Origin of the sequence: Pseudomonas fluorescens (assembly GCF_005938625.1) — a bacterium.
GTDB classification, from domain to species: Bacteria; Pseudomonadota; Gammaproteobacteria; order Pseudomonadales; family Pseudomonadaceae; genus Aquipseudomonas; species Aquipseudomonas fluorescens_BD.
Genome location: NZ_VCNJ01000071.1, coordinates 1 through 20,664 on the forward strand (window position 1 = coordinate 1; position 20,664 = coordinate 20,664).

Here is a 20,664-nt window from a genome sequence, read left to right on the forward strand (position 1 = left end):
GCGCAGGGTCATCCGCGCCGCTGCCATCGACGGCGGCAAAGGCAATACGCCGATCAGGTTGATGCCAAGGCTGGCCCACGTGAGCAAGTCGCGTTGCTTGGCGTCCGACAGGGTGACAATGTCACTCAGCGCATCGACCAGCGCCATGATGTTGCCGACCACCGGCAAGAAACCGGCGTAGTTCTTGATCCGGTCAAGCGTGACCACGCCATCGGTGGCGGATTGCAGCCAGGCATCGAAAGCCGCCGCACTGCTGGCGACGTCCTGAACGTCGATGGCATTGAGTGGAACGATGGCGGCTTGGGGCTCACGTTTTGCGACAGCAGTTTCAGTGGTCATTACGGCATCTCACCCGGCGACAAGGTCCGGGCTTTGCGGGCAAAAATTGAAGACCTCAACGAGCGGGCGAGAAAAAGCCGCCTCTCAGAGGTACACATCAAAGTGAAAAAACGGAATTAGCTGACGACAGCACCTTTCGGGCCACTGGCGATCAGCGCGGCGCCGCAGGCGGTTTTCATGCCGTCCAGTGCGATGGGTGTGCCATCGACGGTGTAGGTGCTACTGCCCTCGGCAATCGGGAAAACCCCTTTGCACAGCGGGCAGCTGACCTTGTGCCCGACCCCGGCAATCGGCTTGCCGTTGAGGTCGGTCTGAGAGAAGGCTTCGAGGACCTTGCCACCGTGCGTGGTGGAGTCGCCCAAGCGAATTGCGTCTTTCATTGCGTCATTCCTTTGACCGAGGGTGGCCGGCGCGGCGAGCAACCTGTCTTCCCTGCCTGCATTCACCACGCGTTAGTGCAGATTTGATATCAAAATCCGTGCCAGCCACTATATGGCCATTACGTGGCAAGGCTTTGCGTTGGATACCTGCGGGTTAAATCGATTTTTTACCGGGAAACAGCCTCAAAGTGCGCAAGAAGTTGCGCAGTGCTGTGCAACTTCTTGCGCACTCGGCTACAGGGCCCGTGTTACAAGGGCTACATGCGATTGGCGGGCGTTTTTTCGAGGGCAGGTGCGCAAGAAGTTGCGCAGTTGGGCGGCGGGTCGATTTCTGGACGATCGATGTCGATTGCACTGAACTCATCGCGAACAGGCGAAGGTCGGCAGTGGATCTTCAGCAGGTTTGGGCGCTGTTTCGCGGTATCCTGCGCGTTCTGATTACGGACGCTTTTCCATGCTGGTGATTTCCAACAACGTGCATCTGCCGGATGCCGAGATCGAACTGACAGCCATCCGCGCGCAAGGCGCCGGTGGGCAGAACGTCAACAAGGTCTCCAGCGCCATGCACTTGCGCTTCGACATTCCGGCCTCGTCCTTGCCCGAGTTCTACAAGGAGCGGCTGCTGGCGCTGCGCGACAGTCGCATCACCAGCGACGGCGTGTTGATCATCAAGGCCCAGCAGTACCGCACGCAGGAAGCCAACCGCGCCGATGCGCTGGAGCGTCTGGTCGAGCTGATTCTCAGCGCGACCAAAGTCGAAAAGAAACGCCGTCCGACCAAGCCGACCCTCGGTTCAAAGAAGCGCCGACTCGAATCGAAAACCAAGCGCGGCAGCATCAAGGCCGGGCGTGGCAAGGTGGATTTCTAGTCTTCGCGGTACTTGGCGGTGTGCTTGTACAGATACACGCTCAGTGCCAATCCGCTTAGCGAGGCGAGGGCGGCGAAGAGGAAGATCGAGGCAAAACCGAATCCCGCCGCAATCGCCCCGGCCAATGGCCCGGTGATTCCCAGCGACAAGTCGATGAACAGCGAATAAGCGCCGACCGCTGCGCCACGGCTGGACGCGGGCACCAGATTCACCGCTTCCACGCCCAGCGCCGGGAACACCAGCGAGAAACCGAAACCGCTCAATGCCGCACCGGCCAGCGCCCAGTGCGCGTCGGGCGCGAGCCACAACAGCAGCAGACCGAGGGTTTCCACCGACAGGCAGGCAATCGCCACGCGAAAGCCGCCGAGGCGGTTGATCAGGTTGCCGAACAGCAGTCGCGCGCCGATGAAGCTGGCGCCGAACAGGCTCAGGCAAAGCACCGCGTTGTCCCAATGCTGGGTCGCGTAATACAGGGTGATGAAGGTGGCGATGGTGCCGAAGCCGATCGAGCCCAGCGCCAGACCGCAGCCATGGGGAAACACTTTACCGAGTACATGCATGAACGGCAGGCGTTCGCCGGCCACAATCGGCGCGGCGGTTTTCGGCCACGCCAGTGCCAGACCAAGAATCGCCAGCAAGATGATGCTGACGCCCATGCTCCACAAACCCAGCTGGCCGACCAGCCACACGCCGAACGGGGCGCCGACGGCCAGTGCGCCATAACTGGCGATGCCGTTCCAGGAAATCACTTTCGCCGTGTTCGCTGCACCCACGCGGCCAATGCCCCAGCCAATCGAGCCGGAGCCCACGAGGCTTTCGGCGCTGCCCAATACCAGTCTACCGATCAACAAACTGATCAAACTGAGCATCGGCATGCTCGGGGTCCACGCCGAAATCAGCATGAACACACCGCTCAAACCACACCCGGCGAGGCCAATCATCACCGCGCGTTTGCTGCCCTGATTATCGATGATCTTGCCGGCGTACGGACGGCTGAGCAGGGTGGCGAGGTATTGCACGCTGATCACCAGCCCGGCGATTACTGCGCCGAAACCGAGGTCGCTGTGGACGTAACCCGGCAACACCGCCAGCGGAATGCCGATGTTCAGATAGCCGATAAAGGTGAATAGGACGATGGAAACGACTTGCAGCGTGACCGCCAGGGGGCGCTGGGGTTCTGGCATAGAGGACGACATGGGTAACGATCCACGGGAGCGGCAGATTAGATAGGCTGCTTATGATACCGACGTGGACGGATCTGGGGCGGGAAAAAGTAAAACTATTTGCCGGGTGGGCGTTTCAGGATTTGGCCGGGGCAACCAGTTGTGTGGTGACCAGCGCCGCCAGGGCATTTTCTTCGCTGCCGAAACGGGCGAGCAGGGCGGCTTGTTTCTCGGGCGAGAGACGGTTCCAGATCTCGATCATTTTCTCGGTGGCGCCGATGAGTACGGCAGCTTGGCTTTCGGAGAATTCGTCGGTCATGGCAGGCTCGGGGTTCAGGCAGTGTGGAAAGCGCATGTTAGCGCTTTCCACACGGTCTGTACGACGGGTCTTACTCTTCGTTGTCGGCCGGGCGGCTCTCAACGGCTTCTTTCGGTTCGGGCTGCCCCGCTCCGGCTTGTTGCGTGGTCGTCTGCTCAGGTACGTGCAGGCTTGGGAAGGGGAGATTAGGAATCTCGTGCATGGTTGCGCTCCTCGCTAAGTCTGTTGATAGATCTGGTAGATCCGCGCTTTTAGAAAGCCTGCGCAGGATACAGCAGGAAAAATGACAATCAGACTTTTAATTCAAATTAATGCGACAGATGGCCGCAGGGGAGGCCCAGAGGAGAGATTGATCGTTCCAACGCTCTGCGTGGGAATGCCTCAATGGACGCTCTGCGTCCGCTGTTGGGACGCAGAGCGTCCCGGGCTGCATTCCCACGCGGAGCGTGGGAACGAGCATGGGAGGGATTACTTGCAGACGTTGGCGATGGCTTCTGCCAGCAAGGCGATGCGGGTGGCGTCGATGCCAGCGACGTTCGCCCGGCCCGAGCTGACCATGTACACGCTGTGATGCTCGCGCAGTTGTTTTACTTGCTCCGGCGACAGGCCGGTGTAAGAGAACATGCCGCGCTGCACGCCAATGTGCGCAAAACGTTCGCGCAAACCGTGCGGCTCCAACGCTTCAACCAATCCGCTGCGCAACTGCGCAATACGCAGACGCATGGCTTCCACTTCATCGGCCCAGCGCGCTTTCAGCTCCGGGTCGGCGAGGATCGTCGCAACAACAGCAGCACCGTGATCCGGCGGTGTTGACCACAGATTACGGGCGATGTTGGCCAGTTGGCTGCGGATGTCGATGAGCTTGTCGGCGGTTTTTGCGCAGACGATCAGCGCACCGGTGCGATCGCGGTACAGGCCGAAGTTCTTCGAGCAGGAACTGGTGATCAGCAGCTCGGGCACTTGTGCCGCGAACAAGCGGGTCGACCACGCATCTTGCTCCAGACCATCGCCAAAGCCCTGGTAGGCAAAGTCGATCAGCGGCAGCAGATTGCGCGCGCGCACCACATCGAGCACGCGCTGCCAGTCGTCATGGCTCAAGTCAAAACCGGTCGGGTTGTGGCAGCACGCGTGCAGCAGCACCACATCACCTTTCGGCACTTCGTTGAGCACAGCGAGCATGGCGTCGACGTCGAGGCGGTTGTCACTGCCCACGTACGGGTAGTGACTGACCTTGACCCCGGCCGTCGCGAAAATGGTTTCGTGGATCGGCCAGGTCGGGTTGCTCAGCCACACGCCTTTGCCCGGCAGGCATTGAGCAATGAAGTCGGCGGCCAGACGCAGGGCACCGGTGCCGCCCGGGGTCTGAGTGGCGCCGGCACGTTGTTCGGCGATCAGCTTGGAGTCGGCGCCGAGCACCAGCTCATTGATGACTTTGCCGAACAACGGATTACCGTGACCACCGATGTAGGTCTTGGTGTCCTGGCTTTCGACCAGCCGCGCTTCGGCGATTTTCACCGCTTCCGGGATCGGTGTCAGGCCCTGAGCGTCCTTGTAGACGCCAACACCCAAGTCGAATTTGCGCGGATTGCTGTCCTGCGCATACGCCTCCATCAAGCCGAGGATCGGGTCGCCGGGTACCCGGCCGATGGCGTCGAAGTGCATTACTTGCGTCCTTCTGCAGTCTTGGCCACTTCGTCAGTGCGCGCGGCCATGATGAAGTCGTTGCGGTGCAGGCCTTTGATCGAGTGGCTCCACCAGGTCACGGTGACTTTGCCCCACTCGGTCAACAGGCCCGGGTGGTGACCTTCGGCCTCGGAGATCTCGCCGACGGCGTTGGTGAACGCCAGCGCGTGCTTGAAGTTCTTGAACAGGAAAACTTTCTCCAGTTGCATGATGCTGTCACGCACTTCGATGTTCCAGTCAGGGATCTGCTTGATCAGGATCGGCAGTTCTTCGTCGCTGACTTGTGGCGCATCGGCGCGGCAGGCTTCGCAGTGGGCTTGGTTCAAAGTGGACATGGTGTATTCCTGAAATCGAGTGTGTTTTTTTTATTAAAGCTTTTCGGCCGTCAATGCCGTCACGCTAAACCAAAGTGGCGGCGACTGACAGGCTCAATTGTCAGCAAAGGTCGCGGTTCACGCGGCTTTTGGTTTCGGCGGAAACTTCGGTGCGTGCAGACCCAGCTGCATGCCTTGGCGAACCATGGCCATGATGTCTTCATGGGCCACGTCGAACAGGCGCTTGAGGTTCGGCAGGACAAAGTACAGCGGTTGCAGGATGTCGATGCGATACGGCGTGCGCATGGCTTCGAGCGGATCGAATGCCTGATGCTCAGGTTCGTCCGACAGCGAGTAAACGGTTTCTTTTGGCGAGGACAGGATGCCGCCACCGTAGATGCGTTTGCCTTGCGGGGTGTCGACCAGGCCGAACTCGATGGTCATCCAGTACAGGCGCGCGAGGTACACACGTTCTTCCTTAGTGGCCTGCAAACCGAGCTTGCCGTAGGTGTGGGTGAATTCGGCGAACCACGGGTTGGTCAGCAGCGGGCAGTGACCAAAAATCTCGTGGAAAATGTCCGGCTCTTGCAGGTAGTCCAGCTCTTCGCGGGTACGAATGAACGTAGCGACCGGAAATTGCTTGCTGGCCAGCAGTTCAAAAAAGGTCTGGAAGGGGATCAGTGCCGGAACGCGGGCAACCTGCCAACCGGTGGTCTCGCCGAGCACCTTGTTGATCTCGCTGAGTTGCGGAATGCGGTCGTGGGGCAGACCGAGTTTTTCGATACCGTCCAGGTACTCCTGGCAGGCACGCCCTTCGATCACTTTCAGCTGGCGAGTGATCAGCGTGTTCCACACCGCGTGTTCTTCGGCGGGGTAGTCGATAAAACCTTGCGCATCGGGCTCGCGGGCCACGTATTGCGTCTGCTTCATACTGCTCTCCTGCTAGGGGAATTCGTTCTTGTTATGTCCAGCGTTGGACTCAGAATTACCTGAGAGCGGTCGGGTTTGCAGCAGGTTGATCGCGATACGTGTAGGAAAATTCGCCTGAAATCGTAAAATAATCGTTACGCTTTGACGGATATATCGCGTTTGCGGTGATTCGCGGGTTTGAAAAGCTCAGTAGCTGTCACATAATCTTGACAACTATCTGCGTGCCTCGACAGAAAAGTCTGGCGCGGTCCCTGTAGGAGTGAGCCTGCTCGCGATAGCGGTGTATCAGTCAGCATCAATATCAACTGACCCAAAGCCATCGCGAGCAGGCTCACTCCTACAGGTTTCTCATCGTTTATTCGGGCGACTTATATGCGCATCAAAGTCCACTGCCAGAACCGCATCGGCATCCTGCGCGACATTCTCAACCTACTGGTTGCCTACGGGATCAACGTCGCGCGCGGTGAGGTCGGTGGCGAGCACGGCAATGCGATCTACCTGCACTGCCCGAACCTGATCAACATTCAGTTCCAGGCGCTGCGGCCGAAATTCGAGGCGATTGCCGGGGTGTTTGGCGTCAAGCGGGTAGGGCTGATGCCCAGCGAACGACGGCACATGGAGTTGAACGCCTTGCTCGGCGCACTGGAGTTTCCGGTGCTGTCGATCGACATGGGCGGCTCGATCGTCGCGGCCAACCGTGCGGCGGCGCAGTTGCTCGGTGTGCGCGTTGATGAGGTGCCGGGCATTCCGCTGTCGCGCTACGCCGAAGATTTCGACTTGCCGGAACTGGTGCGCGCCAACAAATCGCGAATCAACGGCATGCGCGTCAAGGTCAAGGGCGACGTCTTTCTGGCCGATATCGCGCCGCTGCAATCAGAACACGATGACAGCGAAGCCATGGCCGGCGCGGTGCTGACCTTGCATCGCGCCGACCGCGTTGGCGAGCGCATCTACAACGTGCGCAAGCAGGAGTTGCGTGGCTTCGACAGCATCTTCCAGAGTTCGAAAGTGATGGCCGCCGTGGTGCGTGAAGCGCGGCGTATGGCGCCGCTGGATGCGCCGCTATTGATTGAAGGCGAAACCGGCACCGGCAAGGAATTGCTCGCACGCGCCTGTCACCTCGCCAGTCCGCGCGGGCAGTCGCCGTTGATGGCGCTCAACTGCGCAGGCCTGCCTGAGTCGATGGCCGAGACTGAGTTGTTCGGTTACGGCCCCGGCGCCTTTGAAGGTGCGCGGGCTGAAGGCAAGCTCGGCCTGCTGGAGCTGACGGCGGGCGGCACATTGTTTCTCGACGGCGTTGGTGAAATGAGCCCGCGTCTTCAAGTGAAATTACTGCGTTTTTTGCAGGATGGTTGCTTCCGCCGGGTCGGCAGTGATGAAGAGGTTTACCTGGATGTGCGGGTGATCTGCGCCACGCAGGTCGACTTGTCGGAGCTGTGTGCGCGGGGCGAGTTTCGCCAGGATTTGTATCACCGCTTGAACGTGCTGTCCCTGCACATCCCGCCGCTGCGCGAATGCCTCGACGGCTTGACCCCGCTGGTCGAGCATTTCCTTGATCAGGCCAGTCGGCAGATCGGTTGCTCGCTGCCGAAACTGGCGCCGGCGGCAATGGATCGCCTCAGTCATTACCATTGGCCGGGCAACGTGCGGCAACTGGAGAACGTGCTGTTCCAGGCGGTTTCGCTGTGCGATGGCGGCACGGTGAAAGCCGAGCATATTCGTCTGCCGGATTACGGCGTGCGTCAGCCGCTTGGCGATTTCTCGCTGGAGGGCGGGTTGGACGAAATTGTCGGGCGCTTCGAGAAAGCGGTGCTGGAGCGGCTGTATTCCGAACATCCGAGCAGTCGGCAGTTGGGTAAGCGGCTCGGGGTTTCGCACACGACCATTGCCAACAAACTGCGTGAGTATGAAGTCGGTAAAGATCCGGGCAGCACGTGATCGTTCCCACGCTCTGCGTGGGAATGCAGCCCGGGACGCTCCGCGTCTCAAAGCAGACGCAGAGCGTCCATTGAGGCATTCCCACGCAGAGCGTGGGAACGATCATTAGCCGGGATTGCCGCCAAGCGGCACAACACCGCCGGTTTTTCGACTTCGATACATTTCAAATTTCCCCTCGCCATCCCTCAAGTCCTTTGTTTACCGGGTCTTTGCCCGCCAGAAAAAAGTTGGTCTGCAAATTGCTTATGGCTCAGCAGTACAGCAGTGGGCGGCAAACGTCCGGCATGCAGAGGAAAGAGTGTGGACAAGTACCTTTATGTGGCAATGACCGGCGCCAGCCAGAACGCACTGGCGCAGAAGGCTCATGCCAACAACCTGGCGAACATCTCCACCAACGGTTTTCAGCGCGACCTGGAGCAGGCGCGTTCGATGCCGGTGTTCGGTGACAGCTTTCCGGCGCGTGCGTTTGCCATGAGCGAACGGCCCGCCACCGACTTCACGCCGGGCTCGCTGGTGCAGACCGGTCGTGACCTCGACGTCGCCGTGACCGGCAACGGTTTCATTGCCGTGCAGAACCCGAACGGCGGCGAAAGTTACGTGCGCACTGGCAGCCTCAACGTCGACGCTCTCGGTGTGCTGCGCGCCGGCAACGGCATGCCGGTGATCGGCAATGGCGGTCCGATCGCCGTGCCGCCCGAGCAGCAGATCGAAGTCGGTGAAGACGGCACCATCAGTATTCGTGCGATGGGCGAAGGCCCGCGCGTCATGGCGGAAGTCGACCGGATCAAACTGGTCAACCCGGACATCAAGAACATGAACAAGGGCCTCGACGGCTCGATCTACACCAAGGACGGCCAGCCGGCGCAGGCCGACGCCAACGTCAAACTGGTGTCGGGTTTCCTCGAGTCGAGCAACGTCAACGCCGTTGAAGAGATGACTTCGGTGCTGGCCCTGGCCAAGCAGTTCGAATTGCACGTCAAGATGATGAACACCGCCAAAGACGACGACCAGGCCATGGCTCGGGTCTTGCAGATCAGCTAATTATCAGAACGTCGCGCCGAAAAACAGGCGCACGAGGAGAATCGAATGCTTCCGGCTCTATGGGTTGCCAAAACCGGTCTGTCCGCCCAGGACACCAACCTGACCACCATTTCCAACAACCTGGCGAACGTGTCGACCACGGGTTTCAAACGTGATCGCGCCGAGTTCCAGGACCTGCTCTATCAGATCAAGCGTCAGCCAGGCGCTCAGTCGACTCAAGACAGCGAACTGCCGTCGGGTCTGCAGCTGGGTACCGGTGTGCGCATCGTCGGCACCCAGAAAAACTTCACCGCCGGTAGCCTGCAAACCACCGAGCAGCCGCTGGACATGGCCATCGACGGTCGCGGTTTCTTCCAGATTCTGCAGCCGGATGGCACCACGTCCTACACCCGTGATGGTACGTTCCACCTCGATTCCAACGGCCAGATCGTTAACGCCAGCGGTTTCGCTCTGGAACCGGCCATCGTCATTCCGAACGATGCCCAGACCTTCACCGTCGGCCGTGACGGCACGGTGTCCATCACTGTCGCTGGCAACGCCGCGTCGCAGGTGATCGGCAACCTGCAAACCGCTGACTTCATCAACCCGGCCGGTCTGCAAGCCGTGGGCAACAACCTGTTCCTGGAAACCGCCGCTTCCGGCGCGCCGCAAGTCGGCACCCCGGGTCTGGCCGGTTTCGGTACCACCCTGCAGAACACCCTGGAAACCTCCAACGTCAGCACCGTTGAGGAGATGGTCAACATGATCACCACTCAGCGCGCTTACGAGATGAACTCCAAGGTGATCTCCACCGCTGACCAGATGCTCTCGTTCGTAACGCAGAATCTGTAATCAAGTCTATGAGGCGGCCATGAGGTCGCCTGCAACACCGTGAGGTAGGGTCATGAATCGCTTTGTATCTGTTCTGGCATTGAGTGGGGTCGTCTCGCTCGCGGGCTGCGTCGCTCCGACGCCCAAGCCCAATGACCCTTACTACGCCCCGGTGTTGCCGCGCACGCCGTTGCCGGCTGCCGCTAATAATGGCTCGATCTATCAGGCCGGCTTCGAGCAGAACCTGTACAGCGACCGCAAGGCTTTCCGGGTGGGTGACATCATCACCATCACCCTGAACGAGCGCACGCAGGCGAGCAAGAACGCTAACTCGCAGATGGACAAGAACAGCGATAACAAGGTCGGTCTGACCTCGTTGTTCGGCTCCAGTCTGACCACCAACAACCCGATCGGCGGCAATGACCTGAGTCTGAACGCCGGCTATAGCGCCGACCGTTCGACCAAGGGCGACGCCAAGTCCGGGCAGAGCAACAGCCTGACCGGTTCGATCACCGTGACCGTCGCTGACGTGCTGCCCAACGGCATCATCGCCGTGCGTGGCGAGAAGTGGCTGACGCTGAACACCGGTGACGAACTGGTGCGCATTGCCGGCCTGGTGCGCGCCGATGACATCGCCACGGACAACACTGTGTCGTCGACCCGGGTCGCCGATGCACGCATCACCTACTCGGGTACCGGCGCGTTTGCCGATACGAGTCAGCCAGGCTGGTTCGACCGTTTCTTCCTCAGCCCGCTGTTCCCTTTCTAGGTGGCGACTTTGAATTTCAAGAGCCTCATGCTGGCTGCGGCGCTGATGTCCGCAGCCTTTGCTGCCCACGCCGAGCGGCTGAAAGATATCGCCAGCATTTCTGGCGTGCGTTCCAACCAGTTGATCGGTTACGGCCTGGTGGTCGGGCTTAACGGCACCGGTGACCAGACGACGCAAACCCCGTTCACCCTGCAGACCTTCAACAACATGCTCTCGCAGTTCGGCATCAAGGTGCCGCCGGGATCGGGCAACGTGCAGTTGAAAAACGTCGCGGCGGTGTCGATCAGTGCCGACTTGCCGGCGTTCGCCAAGCCAGGTCAGCAGGTCGACATTACTGTGTCCTCGATCGGTAACTCCAAGAGCCTGCGCGGCGGCACCTTGCTGCTGACTCCGCTCAAGGGTATCGATGGCAACGTCTACGCGGTTGCTCAGGGCAACCTGGTGGTCGGCGGTTTCGATGCCGAAGGGCGTGACGGTTCGAAGATCACCGTCAACGTTCCGTCGGCCGGTCGCATCCCTGGCGGTGCTTCGGTGGAACGTTCGGTGCCGAGCGGTTTCAACCAGGGCAACAGCCTGACGCTGAACCTCAACCGTTCTGACTTCACCACCGCCAAACGTATCGTCGACAAGATCAACGACATGCTCGGCCCTGGCGTTGCGCAAGCCATCGACGGCGGTTCGATTCGTGTCACCGCGCCGCTCGATCCGAGCCAGCGCGTCGACTACTTGTCGATCCTGGAAAACCTCGAAGTCGACCCGGGTCAGGCGGTGGCGAAAGTCATCATCAACTCGCGTACCGGCACCATCGTCATTGGCCAGAACGTCAAGGTTTCGCCAGCCGCCGTGACCCACGGCAGTCTGACGGTAACGATCACCGAAGACCCGATCGTCAGCCAGCCGGGCCCTCTGTCCAATGGCCAGACCGCTGTCGTGCCGCGCTCGCGGGTCAACGCCGAGCAGGAAGCCAAACCGATGTTCAAGTTCGGCCCTGGCACCACCCTCGACGAGATCGTCCGTGCGGTGAACCAGGTCGGCGCGGCGCCGGGTGACTTGATGGCCATCCTCGAAGCTCTGAAGCAGGCTGGCGCATTGCAAGCCGACCTGATCGTGATCTGAGGCCGACCTTTATGGATATGCGCAAAAGCGGTCTGGTCAGCAGCAATGATTCGGGTTCCTACTCGGACCTCAATCGCCTGAACCAACTCAAGGTCGGCGACAAGAACAGCGATGCGAACATGCGCAAGGTGGCGCAGGAATTCGAATCGCTGTTCCTTGGCGAAATGCTCAAATCGATGCGTTCAGCCACTGAGGCGCTAGGCCAGGACAATCCTCTCAACACGCCGGCGGCCAAGCAGTATCAGGAAATGTACGACCAGCAATTGGCTGTTTCCATGTCCCGCGAGGGCGGTGGTATCGGTCTGGCCGACGTGCTGATGCGGCAGATGTCGAAGAACAAACCGATGGCGCCGGGCGAGGCAGCTGCCGCGTCCGCCGCCAAGCAGGAAGAAGCCAAGGCGAAGGCTGCGGCCGTGGCCACACCGATTGCTGCGGGCACCGTTGCCACCAACGGCCCGTTGTCGCGGCTCAATGGCGAGCGTCCGTTGTGGGCGTCGCGTTCGGTGAATGCACCGAATACGCAACTGGCCCATCGCAACGACATGGAGCTGATCAACCAGCGTCGTCTGGCCTTGCCGCCGAAACTGGCCGATCGTTTGCTCGCCGGGCTGGTGCCATCTGCTACGCCGTCAGCGACCACGCAATTGCCGCAGCGCGCGACAACCACCGCCACAACTGGCGCCGGTCCGCTGTACAACGGCGACTGGCTGGCTCGCGCCGAGAGCGAAAAAGCCTCCGGCGGGCAGATGCAGATTTACGGTCGCGCCATGGCGCAGATTCCGTTGGCGCCGGCGAAGAAAGCCTTCAGTTCCGCCGACGAATTCGTCAACACCATGCTGCCGATGGCCAAGGAAGCGGCCGACCGCATCGGCGTCGATCCGCGTTATCTGGTGGCGCAGGCGGCGCTGGAAACCGGTTGGGGCAAGTCGGTCATGCGTGCCCAGGATGGCAGTAGCAGCCACAACCTGTTCGGCATCAAGGCGAGCAGCAACTGGAAGGGTGATTCGGCCCGGGCGATCACCAGCGAGTTCCGCAATGGCGAGATGGTCAAGGAGACGGCCGAGTTCCGTTCCTACGCCTCGTACAAGGACAGCTTCCACGATCTGGTGACTTTGCTGCAGAGCAATAATCGCTATCAAGATGTCGTGAAGTCTGCCGATAACCCAGAACAGTTTGTACGCGAGTTGCAAAAGGCCGGTTACGCCACCGACCCGAACTACGCGACAAAGATTTCGCAGATAGCCAAGCAGATGAACAGTTTCCAAAACTACGCTGCGGCGGGTGTATCCACCACGCCTTTTTAAGGCACAAGGTATAAGGTCTGAACCATGAGTTTGCTCAATATCGGGATGTCGGGACTGTCGGCCAGCCAGTCCTCTTTGGCTACGACAGGCAACAACATTGCCAACGTCGACACCGCCGGTTATTCACGTCAGCAAACCGTGCAGGGCACCAAATCCTCGCAGCAGTTCGGCACCGTGTTCATCGGTACGGGCACCACCCTGGCTGACGTGCGCCGGGTGTACAACTCGTACCTGGAAAGCCAACTGCATACCGCTACTTCGCTCGACAGCGAATCGGCTGCCTACCTGGCGCAGGCCACACCGCTGGACTCGATGCTGTCGGACACCAACACCGGCCTGACAGGCGTACTGCAGAAATTCTTCACCACGATGCAGGGCGTCTCGACGTCGGCGACCGATGACACCTCCCGTCAATCGGTGCTGACCGGTGCTCAGGCGCTGACCAGTCGCTTCAATACCATCGCCAAGCAGCTCAACGACCAGAACACCACCATCAATGGCAGCCTGGGCGACATGACGTCCCAGGTGAACAAGCTGGCCACCTCGATTGCCAACCTGAACCAGAAAATCGGCGAGATCACCACCAGCGGTGGTGCGCCGAACGATCTGCTCGACAGCCGCAATGAAGCGGTACGCCAGCTCTCCGAACTGACCGGTGCACAGGTCGTCGAGCGTGGCACCAGTTTCGACGTCTACATCGGCAGCGGTCAGCCGCTGGTGATCGGCAACACCACCAACACGCTGAGCATGGTCGCGAGCAAAGACGACCCGTCGCGCATGGCCATCCAGATGGATCGCGGTTCGAGCACCATCGATATCACCTCGGCGATGAGCGGTGGTGAAATCGGTGGTCTGCTGACTTACCGCAAAGAAGTCCTCGACCCGTCGCTCAACGAGCTCGGCCGCGTAGCGCTGGTGATCGCTGATCAGGTCAACAGTCAGCAAGCGCAGGGCATCGACAAGAACGGTGACTTCGGCGCGGCGATTTTCAACAACATCAACAGTGCCGCGCTGGTCAGTTCGCGCAGCATCGCGCAATCGGGCAACAGCACCGGTTCGGGTAACCTCGATGTCACCATCAAGGACACCGGCAAGCTGACCACCAGCGATTATCAAGTGACGTTCACCAGCGCCACTGACTACACCGTCAAGCGCTCCGACGGCACCGACCTGGGTGCCTTCAGCACGACGACCAATCCGCCGCCAGTGATCGACGGTTTCACCCTCGCCCTCAAGGGCGGTGCGTTGAGCGCCGGTGACAGCTTCAAAATCACCCCGACCCGCAATGCGGCGGCAAGCATCCAGACAGTGCTCACCGATCCGAAGAAAATCGCTGCGGCCGGTCCGTTGACCGGTGTCGCCAGCGCCAATGGTCTGGGCACTTTCACCCAGCCGACGCTCACCAGCAAGATCGATATCTACAACCCGACAGCCCAGGCTGACATGCAGGCGGCGCTGAAGAACTCGACGCCGGTGAAACTGGTGTTCGGTGCGGTTACCGGGGGCAGCCAGGCTTACACTTTTGTGGATGCCAAGGGCGGCCTCATCAGCAGCGGCACTATCGTTCCCGGTCAATCGAACGCACTGGAACTTAAAGTCGGCATCGTCGATGCCAGCGGCAACCCGGTGCTGGACACCAGCGTTACGCCGAACGTACAGAAAACCTTCTCCGTTCAGACCACCGTTGGCGGCACGCCGAAGCCTGGCGAAACCTTCACCATGAACCTGACCGGTGCGGCGTCTTCGGACAACCGCAACGCGCAATCGCTGGTCGCCCTGCAAACCGCGCAGACTGTCGATACCGGTTCGGCAAGCAAGGGCATCAGCCTGACTGACGCTTACAACAAGCTGGTGACCAACGTCGGTACCAAGACTGCCCAAGGCAAGTCCGACAGCGCCGCGACCACGGCGATTCTGGATAACGCCAAAGGCGCGCGCGATTCGCTGTCCGGGGTCAACCTGGATGAAGAAACCGGCAACCTGGTCAAATATCAGCAGTACTACACAGCGTCTTCGCAGATCATCAAAGCTGCGCAGGAAACTTTCGCCACGCTGATCAACAGCCTTTAAGGAGTCGTAATTCATGCGCATTTCCACCGCCCAGTATTACGGCACGCAAGCGTCGGACTATCAGCGTAACTTCAACAAGGCCGTCGCCACCGCCAGCGAGGCGAGCAGCCTGCAACGCATCACCAATGCGTCCGATGATCCGATCGGCGCCGGTCGTTTGCTGCAACTGGGTCAGCAAGCCGCGATGCTGGATCAGTACGGTACCAACATCAACAGCGCCAAGAGTGCGTTGAACGTGCAGGAATCCACGCTGGATGCCATCACCACAGCGTTGGGTCGTGCCAAAGAGCTGGCTCTGGCCGCGAACAACGGTACCGCCACCGACAAGGACCGCCAGGCTTACGCCTCGGAACTGGGCGAGATCCAGCAACAAGTGCTGGGTCTGATGAACGCCAAGGACGCCAACGGCAATTACCTGTTCTCCGGTTCGAAAACCGATACCGCACCGTATTCGAAAAATGCCGACGGCACTTTCTCTTACAACGGCGACCAGACCACGATCAATCTGGGCATCGGCGATGGCATGACTGTCGGCACCAACACCACCGGTTGGGATGCGTTTCAGCAAACCATCAACACCGGTCGCACCAACACCCAGATGACAGCTCCGGCGGTGGATGACGGTCGTGTGGTGCTGTCCAACGGTACTGTTGGCACCGCTGCAACCTACGACGCCAAGTTTACTGCCGGTCAGCCTTACACCGTGGCTTTCGTCAGCAGCACCCAGCTGAAAATCACCGATGCCCTGGGCAACGACGTGACCGCTGAGGCGAGCCAGAACGGTTTGGTCAGCAACAGCAGCGGCGCCAACCAGACTGTCAGCTTCCGTGGCGTCGACATGAAGCTGAACATCAACCTGAAGGCCGGTGACACCAACCCGGATACCGTCATTACCGGGCACAGCTTCCAGCTGTCGGCTTCGCCAGACTCGTTCACCACCACGCGCAACCCGGGCAACCCGTCGACGACCGTCATCACCGGCTCCAATATCACCAACCAGGCCGCCTATACCGCGGCATTCCCGCAGGGTGGCGCGGTCCTCAAGTTCACCAGTGCCACCGCTTTCGATTTGTACGCGGCGCCGGTCACGGCTGACAGCAAACCGGTATCGTCGGGCACAGTGGCCGGTAGTAACGCGACAGCCGCGGGTGTGACGTTCGCCTTGGGCGGTACGCCAGCGGCGGGCGATCAGTTCTCGATCCAGCCGAACAATCACCAGACCCAGAACGTGCTCGACACCCTGGGCCAGATGATCACGGCGCTGAATACACCGGTCGATGGTGATCCGGTCGCCAAGCAAAAGCTGCAGGGCGCCATGGAGGCAGGTCTCGGCAACATCGACGCCGCCGCCAACCAGATTGGCACCTCCGTCACCACCATTGGTGCGCGCGGCCAGTCGCTGGACATGCAGACCATCACCAACTCGAGCCTGAGCACGGCGAACTCCACGACCCAAGGCTCGATCCGTGATTCGGATCCGGCCGAAGTCATGACCCGCCTGACCTTGCAGCAAACCATGCTGCAGGCCGCGCAACTGGCGTTCAGCAAGATCAGTCAGTTGGGTCTGTTCAACAAGATCTGACGGTTGGCGGGCGCGTGAGCGCCCGTTTGCCCTGTCCCTCAGTTAATGTTTTTTAGCGGTATCAGGGCTCGCTTTTTCGAGCAGGCTCGTACCGCCTGTGAGCCCGCCGTGAATTCACTCCCCCTCGTCAGCATTGCCATTCCCGCCTTCAATCCGCGTTTTTTCGAGCGGACGTTGAACAGTGCCGTGAGTCAGAATTACGGCAATCTGGACATCATTGTGTGCGATGACAGTCGCGGCAACGAGATCGAAGACATCGTCAAGTCGGTCATGGCGCAGACAGGTGCGGTGGTGCGTTACGTGCGCAATCCACGTACGTTGGGGCTGGTCGGTAACCTGAAGGTCTGCCTTGAGCAGTCCCGGGGCGAGTTCATCAAGTTCCTGTGTGACGATGACCTGCTCTATTCGGCGTGTATCGAACAGCAAACCCATGAGATGCGCCGCGAGGAAGTCAGTCTGGTGGTGGCGCAGCGACTACTGTGGGATGCCAACGACATCATCCTGCCGGCACGTCTGGAAAACAGCTCGTTGTCGCCGGTCAGTGGCTTGCTCAAGGGCGACGATGTACTGAGCATCTTTGAAAAATTTCCGGTCAACGTGCTTGGCGGTTTCAGCAGCGCCTTGTTCCGCCGCTCCGACGTCGCCGAACTGTTGCCGGCCCTGACCGAAGACACTGCCTGCTTCGTCGCGACCCTGGATTTTGCCTTGTATGTCTGCCTGCTGCGGCGCGGCAACCTGGTGGTCTCCAACAATGTGCTGAGCGCCGAGCGCCTTTACCCCGAGCGTCTGAGCGCGCAGCAACCGATGAAAGACGCGGCGGAGATCGAGCGCGAGTGGATCTCGCAAATGCTCAAGGTCCGCAGCGGCGAGTCGGCGCCGGCGTCGGGCTGGGTTCGTTACGTGCCGTTGACCAAGGCCGACGAGTCGCCTCGGGTCTGGGAAGAGCTGCCGCTGAGCCGCACCCTCGGCACCAAGCAGAGCCGTCAGGAGCTGGGGGTCGGTGTCGACAGCTTCAGTTTCGGCGAACTTTATGCGCAGTGGCTGGCAGTTCGGGTGCTGACCGAGGCGCAGCGCCAATGGCTGCCGGAAACCCTCGCGGGCTGGCCGTATCAGCCGCGCATCGTACCGATCATCATTGATGCCCAAGGCAGTCGCGATGGCCTGGAGCGCACCCTTGAGGCGCTCGCCGCTCAGGATTATCCGCCGGAGCTGGTGCTGGTATTGTCTGCGGCGTGCACCGAAGCGCAGCTGGATGGTCGGGTCTTCCACATGCCGTTGCAGGATGACGGCCTGGAGCAGATCAACACGTTGCTGCCGCAACTGGACGGCGCCGACTGGTTCTATCTGCTGCAGTCGGGTGATTGTCCGGTGGCAGCGGCGCTGCTGGTGATGGCCGATCGCATTGCGCACTCTAGTGCGCTGACGTGCCTGTACAGCGACGAAGGCAGCCTGCGCGATGGCGAGTCGGCCGAGCCTGCGTTCAAACCGGATTTCAACCTCGATCTCATGCGCAGTTACCCCTACGTCGGGCGTGCCCTGGCGTTCCAGCGCGAACGGTTTCTGGCGCTCGGCGGTTTTGCCTCGACGTTCGCTGAACTGGCGCCCCACGATGTGCTGTGGCGTATGGTTGAAAGCGATGGTCTGCAAGTGATCGGACACATTGCTGAAGTGTTGCTGGAGTCGAAATTCGACCTGTCGCAATGGCTCACTGATCCTGGCGTTGCGCAGCAAAGCCCGCGCATTCTCGAGGCGCATCTGCAACGTCTCGGCATCGCTCACGAAATCCGCGACGGTGACAGCGGGCTGCTCAATCGCGTTGACTATCACCATGCCCGGCGCCCACTGGTGTCGGTGGTCATTGTCACGCAGGACCAGACTGCCGCGTTGCAGCGCTGCGTCGAGACACTGCTGGAGAAGACCGCCTACACCGAGTACGAATTGCTCTTGGTCGACAACGGCTGCAAAAGTGCCGAAGCGTTGGCGTGGCTGGACGGTATGGCGCAAATGGGCAGCGAGCGGATTCGCGTGCTGAGCTATCCGCAAAAGGGCAATGCAGCAGCGGTACACAATTTTGCCGTCAGCCAGGCGCGCGGTGAGTATGTGTTGATGCTCAATGCCTTTGCGGTGATCACCCAGAGCGATTGGCTCGACGAACTGCTCAATCATGCGCAGCGTCCGGAGGTCGGGGTGGTCGGCGCCAAGCTGTTCAACCCGGACGGAGGCGTGCTGCACGCGGGTCTGATTCTTGGCTTGAACGGGCCGGTCGGGTTGCCGTTCTATGGCCAGCCGGTGCAGTCGGAAGGGTACATGCACCGCCTGCAAGCGGTGCATGACCTGAGTGCCGTCGGCGGCGATTGCCTGATGATTCGCAAGTCGGTGTTCGAAGCCGCCGGCGGGCTGGACGAGCAGGACCTCAAGCAAACGCTCAACGTCGTGGACCTGTGTCTGCGCGTTGGCCGCGACGGTTACCTGGTGGTGTTGAACCCCCATGCCGTGCTGGCCGTGGGTGTGCGACCGAATGCCATGGCGACGCCTGAGGAAGAAGCGCAGCACATCGAGGAGAGGGACACGTTTTACCAGCGCTGGCTGCCGCTGGTGGCGCGCGACCCGGCCTACAACGTCAACCTGACGTTGCAGGGCGTGGGCGCCACCAACTTCAGTCTGGAGCCGGGCCTGCGCACTGGCTGGAGTGCATTCTCCAAGGCACAGTTGCCCAACCTGCTGGTGGTGCCGATCAACGCTTCGGCCATCGGCCATTACCGCATGAGCCAGCCGATGATCGAGCTGGAAGCGGCCAATCGGGCAGAAGGGCGCATTTGCTACGGCTTGCCGTCGATCATCGATATCGAGCGTCAGTCCCCCGACGTGATCGTCCTGCAAGGGCGCTATTCGGAGCACGCCATCGATGAAATTCCACCGCTGAAGAAATTCTTCAACGCTCGGCGGATCTTCGAACTCGACGACTATGTCATCGACGTTCCCCACCGCAATGCGCACATCCGCAACATGCCGAGCAAACAGGACATGGAGCGCATGGTGCGGCGTGCGATCGGGCTGTGCGATCGCGCGGTCGTATCCACTGCGCCGCTGGCCAATGTGCTGTCGGACATGCACCACGACATTCGTGTCGTCCCTAACATGTTGGCCGAGGACTTGTGGGGCCACCTGCGCAGCGAGCGTCGGACCTCGAAGAAACCACGGGTCGGCTGGGGCGGCGGCACCAGTCACCACGGCGACCTCGCGGTAATCGCCGATGTCGTGCGCGAGCTGGCCAATGAAGTCGACTGGGTGTTCTTTGGCATGTGCCCGGATGACCTGCGTCCCTACATGCATGAGTTCCATGGTGTGATCGGTCTGGACGTGTACCCGGCGAAACTGGCCAGTCTCAATCTCGATCTGGCACTGGCGCCGCTGGAGTTCCATGTCTTCAACGACTGCAAGAGCAACTTGCGGCTGCTGGAATACGGCGCTTGCGGCTACCCGGTGATCTGTACCGACACCGAGGCCTATCGCGGTTACTTGCCGTGCACGCGGATCAAGACCAACTCCACGGATGAATGGCTGCAAGCGATCCGCATGCACCTGGCGGATCCGGATGCCAGTTATCGCATGGGGGATGAATTGCGTGAGGTGGTGCTGCGCGATTACGTGTTGCGTGGCGATAACCTGCGCTACTGGGAATACGGCTGGCTGGCGGACTGATCGAGCGGGGCTTGGCGGCCTTTGGGCCGACCATGCTCTTGGGGTTTTGGGGTGTGTATCCGTTGCTGCGGGTGTTGCTGATCAGGGTTCCGCCCTTACGGCGGGTCACCTTTTCCAAACGCCGAAAAGGTAACCCAAAAGGCTTGCTCCTGCGTGCGGCCCGCTCGCTGGGGCTCGGGGTTCCTTCGCTGCGGGATCGATCCGGGCGCAGCGCCTACGGTTTGCTTCGCTGCACCTCCTCTCGCTGTGTTTGGCTGCGCCAAACGGTCGCTGCGCTCCCACGCCCGGATCAATCCCTCCACTCAGCCTTCCGACGTCGCCCTACAGATCAAAAGC

18 protein-coding genes are annotated in these 20,664 nt (G+C 60.6%); 10 read left to right on the top strand and 8 right to left on the bottom strand.

Going from position 1 to position 20,664, the window contains the following annotated elements:
* A partial coding sequence (locus FGA82_RS28625; RefSeq protein ID WP_141129697.1) for a hypothetical protein occupies nt 1-339 on the bottom strand: 339 nt, incomplete at its 3' end.
* A 116-nt stretch (nt 340-455) separates the two neighbouring features.
* Nucleotides 456-719 carry a PAAR domain-containing protein gene (locus FGA82_RS28630; RefSeq protein ID WP_108225915.1) on the bottom strand — a complete coding sequence of 88 codons (264 nt, stop codon included), beginning with the start codon at nt 717-719 and terminating at the stop codon, nt 456-458.
* 454 nt (nt 720-1,173) lie between these two features.
* Here FGA82_RS28630 and arfB point away from each other — a divergent pair, with 454 nt between their 5' ends.
* Nucleotides 1,174-1,587 carry an alternative ribosome rescue aminoacyl-tRNA hydrolase ArfB gene (gene arfB / locus FGA82_RS28635; protein ID WP_007920134.1) on the top strand — a complete coding sequence of 138 codons (414 nt, stop codon included), beginning with the start codon at nt 1,174-1,176 and terminating at the stop codon, nt 1,585-1,587.
* Here the strand turns inward: arfB and FGA82_RS28640 are convergent.
* The 6 genes from FGA82_RS28640 to phhA all read right to left on the bottom strand — a co-directional run bounded on the left by FGA82_RS28640 (nt 1,584) and on the right by phhA (nt 5,996).
* Entirely contained in the window at nt 1,584-2,771 is a 1,188-nt protein-coding gene (locus tag FGA82_RS28640) for an MFS transporter (protein WP_171057381.1), read from the bottom strand. The two genes, arfB and FGA82_RS28640, sit on opposite strands and share 4 nt — an antisense overlap.
* 115 nt (nt 2,772-2,886) lie before the next feature.
* Nucleotides 2,887-3,069 (bottom strand): hypothetical protein, encoded by a 183-nt coding sequence (locus FGA82_RS28645; RefSeq protein ID WP_025113527.1) that lies wholly within the window; start codon nt 3,067-3,069, stop codon nt 2,887-2,889.
* A 70-nt stretch (nt 3,070-3,139) separates the two neighbouring features.
* Nucleotides 3,140-3,271, bottom strand: a complete 132-nt coding sequence (locus FGA82_RS32730; RefSeq protein ID WP_016987951.1) for a hypothetical protein — start codon at nt 3,269-3,271, stop codon at nt 3,140-3,142.
* A gap of 266 nt (nt 3,272-3,537) precedes the next feature.
* The gene (locus tag FGA82_RS28655) at nt 3,538-4,731 is read right to left on the bottom strand and encodes an amino acid aminotransferase (RefSeq protein WP_141129699.1); all 1,194 of its coding nucleotides are present in this window, start codon (nt 4,729-4,731) and stop codon (nt 3,538-3,540) included.
* On the bottom strand, nt 4,731-5,087 hold the full coding sequence (locus FGA82_RS28660) for a 4a-hydroxytetrahydrobiopterin dehydratase (protein ID WP_003222798.1): 357 nt from the start codon (nt 5,085-5,087) through the stop codon (nt 4,731-4,733). Before FGA82_RS28660 ends, FGA82_RS28655 begins: the two co-directional genes overlap by 1 nt.
* Nucleotides 5,088-5,204: 117 nt before the next feature.
* Complete coding sequence (phhA, locus tag FGA82_RS28665; RefSeq protein WP_141129700.1) at nt 5,205-5,996, bottom strand: phenylalanine 4-monooxygenase; 792 nt, start codon at nt 5,994-5,996, stop codon at nt 5,205-5,207.
* A 372-nt stretch (nt 5,997-6,368) separates the two neighbouring features.
* Here phhA and FGA82_RS28675 point away from each other — a divergent pair, with 372 nt between their 5' ends.
* The 9 genes from FGA82_RS28675 to FGA82_RS28715 all read left to right on the top strand — a co-directional run bounded on the left by FGA82_RS28675 (nt 6,369) and on the right by FGA82_RS28715 (nt 20,328).
* Nucleotides 6,369-7,934: a sigma-54-dependent transcriptional regulator gene (locus FGA82_RS28675; protein WP_141129702.1), complete on the top strand. Its 1,566-nt coding sequence runs from the start codon at nt 6,369-6,371 to the stop codon at nt 7,932-7,934.
* Nucleotides 7,935-8,234: 300 nt separating this feature from the next.
* On the top strand, nt 8,235-8,975 hold the full coding sequence (locus tag FGA82_RS28680; protein ID WP_038363771.1) for a flagellar basal body rod protein FlgF: 741 nt from the start codon (nt 8,235-8,237) through the stop codon (nt 8,973-8,975).
* A 45-nt stretch (nt 8,976-9,020) separates the two neighbouring features.
* Nucleotides 9,021-9,806: a flagellar basal-body rod protein FlgG gene (gene flgG / locus FGA82_RS28685; RefSeq protein WP_007920118.1), complete on the top strand. Its 786-nt coding sequence runs from the start codon at nt 9,021-9,023 to the stop codon at nt 9,804-9,806.
* Nucleotides 9,807-9,858: 52 nt separating this feature from the next.
* A complete protein-coding gene (gene flgH / locus FGA82_RS28690) occupies nt 9,859-10,554 on the top strand; it encodes a flagellar basal body L-ring protein FlgH (protein ID WP_038363773.1) in 696 nt (231 codons plus the stop codon).
* Between the two features lie 27 nt (nt 10,555-10,581).
* The gene (locus FGA82_RS28695; RefSeq protein ID WP_161986589.1) at nt 10,582-11,670 is read left to right on the top strand and encodes a flagellar basal body P-ring protein FlgI; all 1,089 of its coding nucleotides are present in this window, start codon (nt 10,582-10,584) and stop codon (nt 11,668-11,670) included.
* An 11-nt stretch (nt 11,671-11,681) separates the two neighbouring features.
* Nucleotides 11,682-12,974 carry a flagellar assembly peptidoglycan hydrolase FlgJ gene (gene flgJ, locus FGA82_RS28700; RefSeq protein ID WP_141129703.1) on the top strand — a complete coding sequence of 431 codons (1,293 nt, stop codon included), beginning with the start codon at nt 11,682-11,684 and terminating at the stop codon, nt 12,972-12,974.
* Nucleotides 12,975-12,998: 24 nt separating this feature from the next.
* Nucleotides 12,999-15,044, top strand: a complete 2,046-nt coding sequence (gene flgK, locus FGA82_RS28705; RefSeq protein WP_141129704.1) for a flagellar hook-associated protein FlgK — start codon at nt 12,999-13,001, stop codon at nt 15,042-15,044.
* 13 nt (nt 15,045-15,057) lie between these two features.
* Nucleotides 15,058-16,626, top strand: a complete 1,569-nt coding sequence (locus FGA82_RS28710) for a flagellar hook-associated protein 3 (RefSeq protein ID WP_141129705.1) — start codon at nt 15,058-15,060, stop codon at nt 16,624-16,626.
* A gap of 108 nt (nt 16,627-16,734) precedes the next feature.
* Nucleotides 16,735-20,328, top strand: coding sequence for a glycosyltransferase (locus FGA82_RS28715; protein ID WP_141129706.1), 3,594 nt, complete (start codon nt 16,735-16,737; stop codon nt 20,326-20,328).
* Nucleotides 20,329-20,664: the final 336 nt, after the last annotated feature.